The 13,794-nt window shown below is 64.4% G+C and carries 14 protein-coding genes and 1 pseudogene; 5 read left to right on the top strand and 10 right to left on the bottom strand.

Going from position 1 to position 13,794, the window contains the following annotated elements; translation table 11 throughout:
• Nucleotides 1-74 precede the first annotated feature (74 nt).
• Nucleotides 75-800 carry a LysR substrate-binding domain-containing protein gene (locus tag XH81_RS01815; protein ID WP_333913138.1) on the bottom strand — a complete coding sequence of 242 codons (726 nt, stop codon included), beginning with the start codon at nt 798-800 and terminating at the stop codon, nt 75-77.
• A 78-nt stretch (nt 801-878) separates the two neighbouring features.
• Nucleotides 879-1,028 (bottom strand): annotated as a pseudogene (locus XH81_RS38545) (LysR family transcriptional regulator); the annotation flags it as partial.
• Between the two features lie 82 nt (nt 1,029-1,110).
• Between XH81_RS38545 and XH81_RS01820 the strand changes: the two are divergent.
• On the top strand, nt 1,111-1,686 hold the full coding sequence (locus XH81_RS01820) for a YybH family protein (protein WP_271595649.1): 576 nt from the start codon (nt 1,111-1,113) through the stop codon (nt 1,684-1,686).
• 67 nt (nt 1,687-1,753) lie between these two features.
• On the opposite strand, the gene XH81_RS01825 is transcribed toward XH81_RS01820, so the two are convergent.
• From XH81_RS01825 to XH81_RS01840, 4 genes are all read right to left on the bottom strand, one after another.
• Nucleotides 1,754-2,161 carry a hypothetical protein gene (locus XH81_RS01825; RefSeq protein WP_038973576.1) on the bottom strand — a complete coding sequence of 136 codons (408 nt, stop codon included), beginning with the start codon at nt 2,159-2,161 and terminating at the stop codon, nt 1,754-1,756.
• 58 nt (nt 2,162-2,219) lie between these two features.
• Complete coding sequence (locus XH81_RS01830) at nt 2,220-2,387, bottom strand: hypothetical protein (RefSeq protein ID WP_162832255.1); 168 nt, start codon at nt 2,385-2,387, stop codon at nt 2,220-2,222.
• A 136-nt stretch (nt 2,388-2,523) separates the two neighbouring features.
• On the bottom strand, nt 2,524-3,402 hold the full coding sequence (locus XH81_RS01835) for an SDR family NAD(P)-dependent oxidoreductase (protein ID WP_271595650.1): 879 nt from the start codon (nt 3,400-3,402) through the stop codon (nt 2,524-2,526).
• 122 nt (nt 3,403-3,524) lie between these two features.
• Complete coding sequence (locus tag XH81_RS01840) at nt 3,525-4,538, bottom strand: alkene reductase (RefSeq protein WP_442868191.1); 1,014 nt, start codon at nt 4,536-4,538, stop codon at nt 3,525-3,527.
• Nucleotides 4,539-4,701: 163 nt separating this feature from the next.
• Here XH81_RS01840 and XH81_RS01845 point away from each other — a divergent pair, with 163 nt between their 5' ends.
• Entirely contained in the window at nt 4,702-5,577 is an 876-nt protein-coding gene (locus XH81_RS01845; protein WP_271594224.1) for a LysR family transcriptional regulator, read from the top strand.
• A 101-nt stretch (nt 5,578-5,678) separates the two neighbouring features.
• On the opposite strand, the gene XH81_RS01850 is transcribed toward XH81_RS01845, so the two are convergent.
• From XH81_RS01850 to XH81_RS01860, 3 genes are all read right to left on the bottom strand, one after another.
• A complete protein-coding gene (locus XH81_RS01850; RefSeq protein ID WP_271594225.1) occupies nt 5,679-6,038 on the bottom strand; it encodes a hypothetical protein in 360 nt (119 codons plus the stop codon).
• An 89-nt stretch (nt 6,039-6,127) separates the two neighbouring features.
• Entirely contained in the window at nt 6,128-8,599 is a 2,472-nt protein-coding gene (locus tag XH81_RS01855) for a TonB-dependent receptor (RefSeq protein ID WP_173015792.1), read from the bottom strand.
• A gap of 166 nt (nt 8,600-8,765) precedes the next feature.
• A complete protein-coding gene (locus tag XH81_RS01860; RefSeq protein ID WP_271595652.1) occupies nt 8,766-10,124 on the bottom strand; it encodes a histidine kinase in 1,359 nt (452 codons plus the stop codon).
• A gap of 142 nt (nt 10,125-10,266) precedes the next feature.
• On the opposite strand from XH81_RS01860, the gene XH81_RS01865 reads away from it, so the two are divergent.
• Together XH81_RS01865 and fghA are read left to right on the top strand one after the other, a co-directional pair.
• Complete coding sequence (locus XH81_RS01865; RefSeq protein WP_018320706.1) at nt 10,267-10,887, top strand: response regulator; 621 nt, start codon at nt 10,267-10,269, stop codon at nt 10,885-10,887.
• A gap of 74 nt (nt 10,888-10,961) precedes the next feature.
• Entirely contained in the window at nt 10,962-11,807 is an 846-nt protein-coding gene (fghA, locus tag XH81_RS01870; protein WP_028142683.1) for an S-formylglutathione hydrolase, read from the top strand.
• 171 nt (nt 11,808-11,978) lie between these two features.
• Here fghA and XH81_RS01875 read toward each other — a convergent pair whose 3' ends face one another.
• Nucleotides 11,979-12,551 (bottom strand): DUF3280 domain-containing protein, encoded by a 573-nt coding sequence (locus tag XH81_RS01875; RefSeq protein WP_028142684.1) that lies wholly within the window; start codon nt 12,549-12,551, stop codon nt 11,979-11,981.
• A gap of 60 nt (nt 12,552-12,611) precedes the next feature.
• On the opposite strand from XH81_RS01875, the gene XH81_RS01880 reads away from it, so the two are divergent.
• Complete coding sequence (locus XH81_RS01880; protein ID WP_038949206.1) at nt 12,612-13,793, top strand: ABC transporter substrate-binding protein; 1,182 nt, start codon at nt 12,612-12,614, stop codon at nt 13,791-13,793.
• Nucleotide 13,794: the final 1 nt, after the last annotated feature.

Consider the following 13,794-nt stretch of genomic DNA (forward strand, 5'->3'; position numbering starts at 1 on the left):
TAGACGGTGCGGCAGGCACAATGCCGTCACTTTTCGGCGTCGGATGAATACTTTTCGGCTTCAGAGGGGCGGCTTTAGGGCCGACCTGCTCCGATTGCGCTGACCACGACCTGCATGAGCCACGCGATGCCGGCGTCTCTCATCGCCGCCTTGGTTGCGATCGCCCGGATCGCATCCGGTTTACGCGCAAAAGGCAGCTCGACGAACACCAAGCCGAAACGGCCGGCGTGGTGCTCCACCAATCGGCGCGGCAATGCTGCGATCAGATCAGATCCTGAAAGCTGGACGAGCGCCATCATGAAATTCGGGACGGTCAAGGCGATGCGGCGCTCGAGGCCGCGCTTTGCCAACATCTGATCGACGAAACCGCGCGCTTCACCACTGAGAGACACCAGCAGATGCTGTGACTGCGAGAATGCAGCACGGGTGGGCGCTTTCGCGAGGGGATGTCCCTTGCGCATGGCCAGCACGAAATCCTCGTCGTAGAGCCTGCGCGCCTCGAATCGCGGCGATACCGTCGGCAGCGGCAGCATTGCGACGTCGAGCTCGCGTCTTTCGAGCATATCGAGGCTTTGGTGCCAGGGCTCCCCGATCGCGCCGCCGCGCGGCGCAGGCATCAGGTGGATCAGGGCGAGGTCGATATGGGGGGCCGCAGTCGCGATCGATCGCAGGAGCTGAACGGATGTCGAGGCCAGGACGGCATCGGGGGCGCCAATCGTGAACCGGCGGCGGCTCTTCGCGGGGTCGAACGGTGCAGCCGAGCCGATCAGCTGTTCGATGCGCGCGATGATCTCGGTCACGGGCTCCTCGAGCTCCAAGGCCCGGGCCGTTGGAACGACGCCCTTCGGCGTCCGCAGAAACAGCGGGTCGTTCAGCAAGAGACGGAGCCGGCCAAGCGCATGGCTGACAGCCGACGGCGTCAGGCTCAGCCGGCCTGCAGCACGCGCGACATGACGTTCTTCCAGAACCACACGGAAGAGCACGAGGAGATTCAGGTCGATCCTGGATAGATCAATTTGGTTCAGCATGATGCTGAAATCATATCGCTGGATTCATCAAGTTCAAGGTCTCATGGATGGGGGCATTCGTCGTTCGATCAGGAGAGGCGAGATGACCAAGAGACCGCCCGGTGTGAACAATTGGCCAGACCCGCAGGAGCAGATGTCGCGGCGCTCGATGATGGCCGCCACGGCTGCAATTCCGCTGTCCGTTCAGCTTTCGGCCGACGCGGCCGCCGGGAACGACGCCATAGCCAGCCTCATCGAACGTGCCCGCGCGAAAAATGCCGCGTTCATGCGTGGCGACATGGATCGCTGGCTCCAGCTCGTCCGCGTCGCGCCGGATTTCACGTTGATGCAGCCGTTCGGCGGGCCTGCCAGTCGCGGATTCGACGCCAGCCCCAAGCGCCTGGCCGACCTATCGCGATACTTCAGGGAAGGCGAAACCGAGCTCGAGGTCTTGCAAACCCATGCATCGGACGCGCTCGTCGTTCTCGCAATGATCGAACACCAGCGGGCCGAAGTGGGCGGTTTGCCGGCCCAAGACTGGTCGTTGCGCGTGACCGAGGTCTACCGCAAGGATGGCACGGATTGGCAACTCGTGCACCGTCATGCGGATCCCCTGGTCCGAAGCATCACCCTGCAACAAGCCGCGATACTCGCCCGGGGCTGGCCGGAGGACAAATGATGTCCCTCGCCTCGCTGGAGCAGCCGGTCAGCTGGCCCCTGACGTCACGCATCGCGATACGAAATTTTCAGCGCGAGCGCTTCGGCAGCTTTGGCAGCTTGTCGGGATTGAATGCCGGGAACTGCTCGGTTCGCTCACTTGCCTGCGGCTGCTGTTCGGTCAGAATGAGCGTGCCCTTGAGGATCATTCCCGGCACTTGTTGTGCCGTCGCGGTGTAAGTCGCGATCTTGCCGGGACAGTTTCCCTCGATATCCAGGGTGAGCTCGTCTTCCACGCCGAAGACCGTTGCACGTCCGTCGGTATGACGCTTCGTTGATACGGTGGCGGTGAAGCGATCTCCATCGACCTGGCACGAGCCATGATACGTCATCAGGCTGTCGCGGCCCCAGATCTGTCCGTCTGCGACATGGACGATCCCGGTCCCCTGGTCGAGCGGCGTCTTGTACCACGCCGCATATGTCCCGTCCTTCAACATGGGAGCAGTCTCCCTGGCATTCCCGCACAACAATCCGCATGATAGCGCTAAGAAACCGTTAATCACGCGGCCCGTGCCAATCCGGCCTTTCCTTGCGCAGCTCGGCTTCAAGCTCCTCGACGATGCCGTGAAGCAGGCACGCGGCAAGTGGATCCGTCACCTCCCGTTCCAAGCGCCGATAACGCGCGATCTGGCATTCCTGCTCTCTCAACTGGTGCTCTGTCATCAGACGGGCCCTCCAGTGAATCGACGCGCAGACAGCCGAGCAGTTTCGTTAAAATTTTCGGATCATTTGCCATGGTTTCTAAACGGTAAAGGACAATCGGGCGGTCTGTCCGCGCAGGCCTCGAGAGAAAGCCCGGTCATGCACCCTTCCCCGCTCGACCTTCCATCGCGCGACTGACGAGTCTGTCGGAGGCCCCCATCAGCGCGGCCGCATAGGACGGCTCCGTGGACGACGGGCTCGCCAGGATCGCCTCCGCCTTGTTATTGAACATCGCACCGCTGCGGCCGTTGAGATCGCGCGACACCAGGAGCGGAACCAACCGCTCGGCATAAGCATCCGGCTCGACCATCATGAAGGTGGTCAGCCATTCCACGACGGCGAACAGCGCGCGCGACCCGAGCAGATTGGCGCGGATGTTGGTCTTGACGAAACCGGGGTTGAGGCCGAACACGTCGACGTCGGGAAAGCGGCTGGCCGCCTCGATGACGAGCACTTCGTTTCCGGCCACGGTGTTCGAATGTGCGGCGAACCGCTTGTAGCTTCGTTCCGAGTTCAGGTCGTCGACATTCGCCCTCTGCTCCGTCCCCGGAAATCCCATGACGAACATGCGGGGCCTCAGGTCGGCCCGGGCGCGGTCCTTGCCAAGTCGCGGAGCAATCTCGTTGAGGATGACGCGGCGGCTCAGATAGCTGACGGCAAGGTCGCGCTCGATGCCTTCGCCCGTCACCTCGCGTTTGGGGCCTGCCATGATGCCGGTCGTGAAGACAACGATGTCCATCTTGCCGGCGGGCAGCGCGCTGCCGATGCGGCGCGCATCCCGCATCGAGCTCAGATCTGCCTTCATGAACGTGATGCGCGGCATGTCCTGGTCGCGGAAGGTCTGACCGACGACCAGGACATTCGCGCCCCTGGCTGCGAGTTGATGGCTGAATGCCCGACCGATCCCGCCGGTGCCGCCGATCACGGCGACATTCAGTCCATCGAGCCGGAGGCTTTCGAGCGACGGTAGAGTCACGTTCAGGCTCTTGTCCAGTTCCACGCGTTTCACTTCAGGTGCCTTCCGCAAGCATTGATGAAAATGAGCGCTCTGCGCCGCGGTCGCGGTGCAGAGCCGATGAATGTGATGACCGCCCGTCCTCAGACGGCGGCAGCCGCGTCCCATGCGGGATAGTCGGTGTACCCGCTTGCATCACCGCCGAAGAACGTCCTGCGGTCGGCCTCGTTCAGCGGCGCACCGGATTTCAGGCGGGTCGGAAAATCGGGATTCGCCAGGATCATCTGGCCGTATGCTTCCAGATCGGCCAGCCCCGCGGCGACGTCGGAACCGATACGATCGCGCGGACGGCCCGGCCTGTTCACGATCAGCTTGCCGCGCCACAGTCTGCGGAGGTCGGCGAGCAGGTGATCGTCGCCCTGATGCATGATGTGAAGGTAGGCGAGCGAAAGCTTGTCGAGCTCAGCGACCAGATGGCGATAGAGGTCCGGTCCTTCGGCGCCTTCGTCGATGCCCCACATCGTGATGCCTGGAGACAGGCGGATCGCCGTCTTGTCCGCGCCGATCTCCGCGGCGATGGCCGCCGCAACCTCGACGGCGAAACGCGCGCGATTTTCGATCGAGCCGCCATAGGCGTCGGTCCGGGTGTTCGCGCTCGGCGCAATGAACTGCTGGACCAGATAGCCGTTCGCGCCATGGATCTCGACGCCGTCCGCGCCCGCCGCGATGGCGTGACGCGCGGCATCGCGGAAGTCGCCGACGGTCCGGCGCACTTCGTCGATCGCGAGCGACCGGGGCTGCGGGATATCCTGCATGCCCTTCGGCGTGAACATCGGCGTATCGGGCGCGATCGCGGACGGGGCCACGCCCGGCCGGTGATGCGGCGTGTTGTCGGGATGCGACATGCGTCCGGCATGCATGAGCTGGATGAAGATATGGCCCCCCTTGGCGTGCACGGCGTCGGTGACCTTGCGCCAACCGGCGACATGCGCGGGCGTGTAGATGCCCGGCGTGGTCATGTAGCCCTGCCCGTCATCGGACGGCTGGGTGCCCTCGGTGACGATCAGGCCGACGCCGGCGCGCTGCGCGTAATATTCGGCGGCGAGGCCGCCGGGAACGCCGCTGGCATCGGCGCGCGAGCGCGTCATGGGCGCCATAACCAGGCGGTTCGGAAGTTCAAGTCCGCCGACGCGGATGGGACTGAAGAGCGAATTCACGGCGAGCTCCTTCTCGATGATGCAGAGAAGGGAGATGGAGCTTCCAGCCAATGGAATAAATGCCGTATAATGGAACAGATTGATCCACATATGGGATAATCCGATGGAGCTGTTGAACGACATGGCGCTCTTCGTCGAGGTCGTGAAGGCCAGGAGCTTCCGGGGCGCCGCGGCGATCCTCGACATGCCCAACTCCACCCTGTCGCGACGGATCGGCCTCCTGGAGAAGGAAATCGGGCTTCGCCTGCTGAACCGGACGACGCGCAGGATCGAATTGACCGAAGCCGGCCAGCTTTATTTCGAGCGCTGCAAGCGCATCGTCGACGAAGCGCGCCTGGCGCACGAGCAACTCGGCGAGATGCTGGCGCGGCCGAGCGGACTGCTGCGCGTCTCACTGCCGGTGGATTTCGCCAACACCTATCTGGCGCCGTTGATCACCGAATTCGCACGGCAATATCCCGGCATCGATTTCGAGTTCGACCTGACGCCGCGGCGCGTCGATCTGGTCTCCGAGCCCTACGACCTGGCGATCCGAGTCGGAGAATCCGAGGCCTCCCATATGATCGCGCGGCCGCTCGCTCGCCTGCACGGCCATCTCTACGCCTCGCCGCGCTATCTCGAAGAGAACGGCGAGCCGGACGAACCGGCGGACCTCGCGCACCATCAATGTCTCTGCCAGACCAGGGTGGGCAGCTGGACGCTGCAAAACGGAACGCAAACGGTCGAAGCCAGCGTCAGCGGCCGTTTCCACCTCAACAGCATCGGCATGCTCCGCCGCCTGGCGACGCTCGACATGGGCATCACGTTCATGCCGCAAGAGATCGTCGCCGATGAAGTCGCAGCCGGCCGACTACGCCGTATCATGCCGCAATGGCAGGGCTTGCCGATGACCATCTACGCGGTCACCGAAACCCGGCTGCTCCCCGCCAAGACGCAACGCTTCATCGAATTCCTGAGAGAACGGCTGAGCCGGGACTAGATCCGGTTCGCGCCAACTCCCGGTTTGTAAGTCGCAGGGCGCGGCCTGCAAGCTGTCGGCGCTTCCCAAGCCGAAGGATTGGCAGCGAAAACGGCTTGCCTTTAAGAGACCAGACGAAGCCAGACGTCTCTGCTTGCCAGCGTGCCATTCGGCGTGGCGATTTCCATGTCCACGACGTGCAGGGAGCCGGGCTCGTCTGCGTAGATGTACCTGAGGTGCCACATGAGACCGAGGTCCGGTGAAATGACAAAATCGTCCAATCCGTCGGTGATATCTCGAACGGCCTCGCGATGCGTCAATGGCGCAGAAAACATCGCATCGATCAGGTCGGCCAGGCTCATGCCCTCGATGAGCATGAGGCGGGCGACCTCATCTCCGTAAACATGTCGGAGCGCTGAAACGATAGCAGCGACGGCACCCGGATTTTTCAACGACACGGCAAAGCGAGCCTCCGGGCGCATGATGCCGGAGGCAGGACATTCTACGCAAGCCGTCCGCCCGAGGCGGCGGGGAACTCCCTGCCCCGGCGCGGCCGGCTGCGCCTTCGCGCCTAGAACGTCACCCGCATGCCCGCATAGAACGCGCGTGGCCTCGCCGGGCTCAGCGAGCGCGGATCGGTGAAGTCGTTGCCGCCGTTGGTGAAGTTGGGCAAGGCTCCCGTGTCGAAGAACTGGCCGTAGGTCGCGTAGCGCTTGTCGAAGATGTTGTCGACCTTGCCATAAAGCTGGATGTTCTTCGCCACCTGGTAGGACGTATGGAGATTGAACACGGTATAGGACGGCAGTTTCGCGAACTGGTTCGACTCGTCGCCGACCAGGTACTGGCTGGAGACGAACAGCGCGTTGCCGCCGACCTTCCAGACGTCGGTCACGGCATAGTCGATGCCGACCTTGATGCGGTGGCGCGGGATGGCGGGGAGCTGGTTGCCGGGCCTGACCTGGATGGTCTCGCTGGCCGGGTCGGCGAACGGGCTTTCGGAGCCGAGTTCCAGCGGATCGAGGAAGCGCGCGTCGACGAAGGCGTAGCTTGCCTGGAACTGGAGCGTCGGCGATTTGATGTTGACCTCGGCCTCGAGGCCCTGCCGGCGGGTCCGGCCGACATTGGAGAAATAGCCGAAGCCGGTCCGTCCGACCACGGGCACCGCGACGATGTCGTCATAATTGGTGGCGCGGAAGCCGCCGATCTTCCAGCCGAGGGTGCCGATGTTCAGCTCCTTGGTGCCGCGCAGGCCTGCCTCCACGGTCTTGGACACGACCTGCTTGAGCGGCGGATCGGAAACCAGAAACGCCGCGATGAGACAGGGGCGGGCTGGATCGGAGCAGCCGAGTTCGAGCGGCGTCGGCACGCGGTTGGCCTCGGAATAGCCGGCATAGGCAGTCAGCCCCGGCGTGATCTTGTAGGTGCCGCCGATCACCGGGTTGAAGCGGGTGAAGGTATGATCGCCGTTGAGATCAGTCCCGAGCTGATCCTCCAGGCTGATGCGCGCCACGTTGAAGCGGCCGCCGCCGGTGACGGCGAAGGCATCCGTGACGTTGAACGTGTCCATCGCATACAGGCCGTTATATTGGTTGACGGTCCGCAGCGAGACGGGACCGGCAATTGTTTCCGGCTGACCGGTCGGCCCCAGGAAGAGGCCGCTACCGCTGACGACGTAGTTTTCTCCGATCGAGCCGATCTCGGCGGTGGCGTTGTAGCGCGTGACGCTGGCGTCATAGGTCGTGCCCATCACGAAGCGGTTGTCGTGCCCGAACAGTTGATCGGTGTTGGTGGCCTGCCCTGATACGCCGAAGGTGGTCGAACGGATCGTGCTCCGGTCGATCTCGCCGAGGATGGTTCCGAGCGGATAGGGATTGACGAGCTGCGCGCCATTGGTGCCGTTGGCCGGCGTCGCATCGTCACCGAAGCACAACAGGCCCAGAACGGCGCATTCCTGCACATCGGTCGGATTGCCGTCGACGAGCTTCTGCTCGTACCTGCGCACATGCGCGGTGCCTTCGAGCGTCCAGGTCGGCGTCGGATCGGCCTTTCCGGTCAGGTTGAGATAGCCGACGCGGTTGGACGTGGTCTGCGGCGTGGTGTAGGTCGCGCCCCAATATTTGTCGAGCAGTTCGGCCGGAACGGTGGCGCTGGCGCCGAAATCGTTCTTGGCGACGCCCATATTGGCGTGGAATTCGCTGTCGCCGGCCTTGTAGCCGACATCGCCGTAGAAGCGCCGCACCGTTGATTGCGAGAAATTGCGGAAGCCATTGTCGCGCAGGCCTTCGAGCGCGGCATAGACGCCGTAGTTCTTGTCGACCTGCTTGCCCCATTGCGCCGAGCCCTGGACGCGGCCGAACGAGCCGCCCATGACGTCGATCTCGGCGCCCTGATAGGTGAAGCCGTCCTTCATTTGCAGGTTGATGGCGCCGCCGAGCGCGTTGAGGCCGAAGGCGGGATTGTTGGTCACCAGCGTCACCGACCTGATCGCGGCGGTGGGGATCAGGTCCCAATTGACCGCGTCCGAGAAGGCCTCGTTGATGCGGACGCCGTTCTGATACACCGCAAGGCCTTGCGGCGTGCCGGTCACGGGCGAAGCGACAAAGCCACGGAATTCGACATCCGGCTGGAACGGATTGCCGGTGACCTCGGTGATGTTGACGCCGGCGATGTTGTCGCGCAGCGCGTCGGTGACGTTCAGCGAACCGGTGCGCTTGATCTGGCTGGCATCGACGGCGTTGATCGCCGACGGGACCTTGTCGACATCGAGGCCTCTGCCGATGCCCGGCGAGGTCGGGTAGACATAAAGCCGTGTCTTCGGCGCGGCGGACGACGCTGCCCCGATGCGCGCGACGGGTCGCGTCGGCGCGGTACGCCTCGCCACCGACGGCGGCGGTGCCGCCACTTCGACCGGCGGCAGATTCTGGACGTTGGTCTCCTCGTCTTGCGCGGCCCCGGCGGGGCCCGCCAAAACCACCCCGGACACCAGACCGGTCGACACCGAGGCCATCAACAAACGACGCTTGAACGAAAGAACCTTGCCCATCCCCGCCTTCCCATCCGTGACCACCGGCTGTTTTGATTTTCGCCGATTGGTTGAGACGAAGTGTAATCAGCGGCCGGTCGCACACCAGCCACAAAAGATCGGGCGCTATCCGCTCCCGTTTTCCCGACCAAATCGGGAATTTTTCCCGATCACCTCGGGAGAGCGATCAGGCGGCCGCGGTCGGAACCAGCGCTTCCACGGTCAAACCGCTATCGCCGGAGACGACGTTGAGCGTGCCGCCCAGCGCCAGAATCCGCTCACGCATGCCGACGAGGCCGAAGCCGAGCTTCTGGCCCGGCTCCATGCCGCGGCCATTGTCGCTGACCCGCACCCGCGCGCAGCAGCGGCCGTCCTGCGCCATCTGCTGCGCCGGCTCGATGACGACATTGACCGAGGTCGCGCCGGCGTGGCGGAACACATTGGTGAGCGCCTCCTGCACGATGCGGTAGATGGTGAGGTCGGCGGTCTCGCCGGTGGTGCCCAGCGCGGGCGAGATCGTGGTCTCGATGGCGACGTCGGGATGCGATTCCCGCCACAGCCGCGACAGCGATTCGAGCGCCTGGCGCAGCCCGAGCTCGGCGAGGCCGACGGGGCGGAGGCGCTCCAGCACGCGGCGGTTGAACTGCTGCAGCGCGTTGATCTGCTCCAGCATGGCGCTGCCATGTTTTCGCACCGCCTCCGCATTCGGGACGCGTCCATCCGCCTGCTTCGCCAGGGCGCCGGCATGCGCCCGCAGCGAGAACAGATACGGCCCGAACTCGTCGTGGAGCTCGCGCGCGATCTCCTTGCGCTCGATGTCCTGGAGCGACACCGCCCGCTCGGCGAGGCGCCGCTTGTCCTCGACCGCCTCACCGAGGGTTGCGGCAAGGTGGTTGAGCTTGGTGCAGATTGCGGCGAGCTCCGGCGCGCCGCCCGGTGCGACGCGCGCCTCGTAATGTCCGCCTTCGAGCTTCCCCATTGCCTCCGCCAGCGACTGGAGTGGCGCCAGCGCCCGGCCAACCACTTTCATCATCAGGAAAAACAGTGCCAGCGCGATCGCCGTGCCGACCTCGAGCTGAGTCACGATGCCGTCCCAGATCTCCGCGATCTCGTCATCGGGATGCGAGGTGATCAGGAGCGATCCGGGCTTGCCATGGATCGAGACCGGCACGCTCACTGCGGTCTGCTCGGGATGGACCAGGCTGACGAACCAGGCCGGCGGCCCGCGCGTGTCGGCGTCAGTGTCAAGCCGGGGCGGCGTCTGCGCATTGCCGCCGGTGTCCCGAAGCGTGATGCTGACATGGCGCAGGCGGCTGAGATCGCGCGCGATCTGGTTCAGCCTGGCATCCGGATCTGGCGCCTCGTTGAGATCGGCCACGATCATCTCGATGAATTCGCGCGCGAGCCGGATCACGCTCTGGTCCTCGGCCTGCACGCGGGGACCTGCCTCGGCGACCTGGCGGCCGATATTCACGGCGAGCCCCAGCGCCAGCAGCAGCGCCAGCAAGAGGTTGATGCGCCCGCGCAAGGATAGATTTTGCCACATTGGTGTCGCCCGTGCCTCGCGAAGCCTCGCCCGCCGCTGTCCGATGACGTTGACAGCGGCGAAGCGGCGGATATCTAATCGGAAGCGTACAGCAATCCCGGCCGGGCGCGAAACAGGCCGACGCTGTCACAAGGAAACGCCTATGCGCATTCTGATCGTCGACGACCATCCCATTGTCGCCTCCGGCTGTCGTGCCGTGCTGGCCGACGAGGGCGAGATCGAGATTTTGGAGGCCGCCGACGCCGAGGACGGCGAGTGCGTCTTCATCGTCGAACGCCCCGACCTCTGCATCATCGACATCAATCTGCCGACCGTCTCCGGCTTCGAGCTCGCGCGCCGCATCCTCGAGCGCGCGCCCGAGGCCCGCATCATCATGTTCAGCATGAACGACGACCCGGCCTTTGCCGCGCGCGCGATCGAATGCGGCGCCAAGGGCTACGTCTCCAAGACCGGCGATCCTGATGACCTCGTCGAGGCGATTCGCGCCGTCGGCGGCGGCGGCACGTACCTGCCGAGCGCGATCGCGCGCAGCATCGCCTTTGCGGGGCCGACGCTGGCGCAAAGCCCGCTGTCCAAGCTGAATGCGCGCGAGATGGAGATCCTGCGGCTGCTCAGCGCCGGCAAGAGCCTGTCCGAGATCGCCTGGCTGGTGCAATCGTCCTACAAGACGGTCGCCAACACCTCGTCGATCATGCGCCAGAAGCTCGGGGTGAAGACCTCGGTCGAGCTGGTGCGGCTGGCGATCGACAGCGGTGTTGCCTGACGCGGGCAGCTGCCACAAATTCGGTCACACAAGCGTTGCAATATTGATGTGGTGAGATGCCACGGAGTGAAGGCATGACGATTCAGACTGTCTCGACCAACAAATCCTACGGCGGCGTGCAGGGCGTGTATCGCCATGCCAGCCAGGCGACCGGAACCGACATGGTGTTCTCGGTCTATGTTCCCCCGCATGCCGACGGCGCCAAGCTGCCCGTGGTCTGGTATCTGTCCGGGCTCACCTGCACCCATGCCAACGTCACCGAGAAGGGCGAATTCCGCAAGGCCTGCGCCGAGCTCGGCCTGATCTTCGTCGCGCCCGACACCTCACCGCGCGGCGCCGACGTGCCGGGCGACGCCAACAATGCCTATGATTTCGGCTTAGGGGCCGGCTTCTATGTCGACGCCACGCAGGAGCCGTTCGCGCGCAACTATCGGATGTGGAGCTACGTCACGGACGAATTGCCCAAGCTCATCGCGGGAAATTTTCCCGTCGACGCCAAACGGCAATCGATCATGGGCCATTCGATGGGCGGCCACGGCGCGCTGACGGTGGCGCTGCGCAACCCGCACCGCTATCGCGCCGCGAGCGCCTTCGCGCCGATCGTGGCGCCCTCGCTCGTGCCCTGGGGCACCAAGGCGCTGACCGGCTATCTCGGGCCGAACAAGGACGCCTGGCGCGGCCACGACACGGTGGCGCTGATCGAGGATGGCGCGAAGTTTTCGGGCTTCCTGGTCGACGTCGGCGAGGCCGACAATTTCCTCAAAGAACAGCTGAAGCCCGAGCTGCTCGAAGCCGCCTGCAGCAAGGCGGGCATCCCGCTGACGCTGCGGCGTCAGGCGGGCTACGACCACAGCTATTATTTCATCTCGACCTTCATGGGCGATCATCTGCACTGGCATGCGGAGAAGCTGAAGGGGTGATGTCTTTCTTCCTTCTCCCCTTGCGATGAGGGGTATCTCTCCGCGAGCGCAGTATCGTAGGGTGGGCAAAGCGAAGCGTGCCCACGATTTCTCTCGAATCATTGATTGATCGTGGGCACGGCGCAAGTGCGCCTTTGCCCACCCTACGATTCTGGAGGGTAAAGAGCGCCCCTACTCCCGCTTGCCGTAATTCGGCGCCAATAGCCGGTTGCGGATCAGGTAGCTCATCGTGCGGGTCCAGGCTTCATCCGTGTTGCCGCGCATGTCGGCGCTCGCGGCGGCGATCATGTTGCCGGTCTTCACGTCGCGCAAATAGATGTTGAGATTGATGATCAGGTTCGAGACCTTCTGCACCATGCCGGTGATCTCGAGGTCAGCGCCCAATTCGCCCGCGAGCTTGAGATCGCAGCCGCCGCAGGCCTGTAAGTTGGCGTGACGGGCGGCATCCCTGACCGGCGCGATGTCGAGCACCTGGAACCTGCCGGACTCCGTCAATTCCTTGCGCAGCTGCTCGCTGATGAGCACGAGCCGCGCCTCTTCGGGCCTGGAGCCGTAGAACTCCCCGGGCAGGCTGGTGTCGATCAGCTCGAAATCGAACACGGCAAGCTTCGGTGGATCGGCGCGCGCGAGCGAAGGCGTCAACAGCAAAGCGGCGATCATCATCAATGCTCGCATGATCGTGATTCCAGGCCTCGCACGCGCGGGGACGAAATGCGGGGTTGCATGCCCTGACAAATTGGTCATGCTTGAAGCAGAGACAATTCTCTACCGGCGGTCAAGCGGGGGAGAACGCTTGGAGGAAACATGATCCGATGGTTGGCCGGCCTGATTGGCTTAGGTCTTGCTGCGACGAGCGCGCTCGCGGCGGAGCCTGCCCTGATCGGCGTCGGCTATCTCGGCGTCGCCGGCACCAGATCCACACTGTCGCTGGTCGAGCAGCCCGCGGAGAATGACGGCCTCGCAGGCGCGCGGCTCGCGATCGAGGACAACAATACCACCGGCAAATTCCTGGGCCAGCGGTTCGCGCTGGAAGAGCGCCGCATCAAGGAAGGCGAGGACGTCGTCCAGGCCGCGACCGCGCTCGCGGAGAAGAACGGCTTCATCATCGCCGACCTGCCCGCCGATGCGCTGCTGAAAGTCTCGGACGCCTTGCGCGACCGCGGCACGCTGCTGTTCAACGCAGGCGCGATCGACGAGCGGCTGCGCGAGGCCGATTGCCGTGCCAACGTGATCCACACCGCGCCGACACGGGCGATGCTGGCGGATGCGCTCGGGCAATATCTGGTTTGGAAAAAGTGGTCGCGCTGGCTGCTCGTGGTCGGCTCGCATGATGAAGATAAGCTGTTCGCCGATGCACTCCGGCGCACCGCCACGCGGTTCGGCGCCAAGATCGTTCAGGAGAAAACATTCGAGGACAAGGGCGGCGCGCGCCGCACCGATAGCGGCGTGACGCTGATCCAGCGCCAGATGCCGGTGTTCACGCAAGGCGCGCCTGCTTACGACGTACTGGTCGCCGCCGACGAGAGCGAGGTGTTCGGCGCGTATTTGCCCTATCGCACCTGGGATCCCCGCCCCGTTGCGGGCTCGGCTGGCCTGGTGCCGCGCAGCTGGGACGCATCGCAGGACCAGTGGGGCGCGATCCAGATGCAGAACCGCTTCGTCAAGCTGAACGCGCGGCGCATGACCGCACTCGACATGCAGGCCTGGACCGCGGCCCGCATGATCGGCGAAGCCACCTCGCGCACCAATTCGGGCGACGTCAAGAAGGTGACGGATTTCATCAAGGGCCCGGATTTTTCGGTCGCCGCCTTCAAGGGCACGCGGCTGACCCTGCGCGACTGGAATCTGCAGCTGCGCCAGCCCATCCTCCTTGTCGATGGCCGCATGGTGGTGTCGGTCTCGCCGCAGGAGGGTTTCCTGCACCAGGTCTCCGAGCTCGACACGCTCGGCTACGATCGTCCGGAGAGCAAATGCAAGCTGAAGTGAG

The sequence above is a fragment of the Bradyrhizobium sp. CCBAU 25360 genome, assembly GCF_028128695.1.
GTDB lineage: Bacteria > Pseudomonadota > Alphaproteobacteria > Rhizobiales > Xanthobacteraceae > Bradyrhizobium > Bradyrhizobium ottawaense.

What these genes read in the sequence shown, in the direction of transcription:
- XH81_RS01820 (WP_271595649.1), top strand. Translation starts at nt 1,111, where the DNA reads ATGACCAAGAGACCGCCCGGTGTGAACAATTGGCCAGACCCGCAGGAG.
- XH81_RS01825 (WP_038973576.1), bottom strand. Translation starts at nt 2,161, where the DNA reads ATGTTGAAGGACGGGACATATGCGGCGTGGTACAAGACGCCGCTCGAC.
- XH81_RS01830 (WP_162832255.1), bottom strand. Translation starts at nt 2,387, where the DNA reads ATGACAGAGCACCAGTTGAGAGAGCAGGAATGCCAGATCGCGCGTTAT.
- XH81_RS01840 (WP_442868191.1), bottom strand. Translation starts at nt 4,538, where the DNA reads ATGGCGCCCATGACGCGCTCGCGCGCCGATGCCAGCGGCGTTCCCGGC.
- XH81_RS01845 (WP_271594224.1), top strand. Translation starts at nt 4,702, where the DNA reads ATGGAGCTGTTGAACGACATGGCGCTCTTCGTCGAGGTCGTGAAGGCC.
- XH81_RS01850 (WP_271594225.1), bottom strand. Translation starts at nt 6,038, where the DNA reads ATGCGCCCGGAGGCTCGCTTTGCCGTGTCGTTGAAAAATCCGGGTGCC.
- XH81_RS01855 (WP_173015792.1), bottom strand. Translation starts at nt 8,599, where the DNA reads ATGGGCAAGGTTCTTTCGTTCAAGCGTCGTTTGTTGATGGCCTCGGTG.
- XH81_RS01860 (WP_271595652.1), bottom strand. Translation starts at nt 10,124, where the DNA reads ATGTGGCAAAATCTATCCTTGCGCGGGCGCATCAACCTCTTGCTGGCG.
- XH81_RS01865 (WP_018320706.1), top strand. Translation starts at nt 10,267, where the DNA reads ATGCGCATTCTGATCGTCGACGACCATCCCATTGTCGCCTCCGGCTGT.
- fghA (WP_028142683.1), top strand. Translation starts at nt 10,962, where the DNA reads ATGACGATTCAGACTGTCTCGACCAACAAATCCTACGGCGGCGTGCAG.
- XH81_RS01875 (WP_028142684.1), bottom strand. Translation starts at nt 12,551, where the DNA reads ATGACCAATTTGTCAGGGCATGCAACCCCGCATTTCGTCCCCGCGCGT.
- XH81_RS01880 (WP_038949206.1), top strand. Translation starts at nt 12,612, where the DNA reads ATGATCCGATGGTTGGCCGGCCTGATTGGCTTAGGTCTTGCTGCGACG.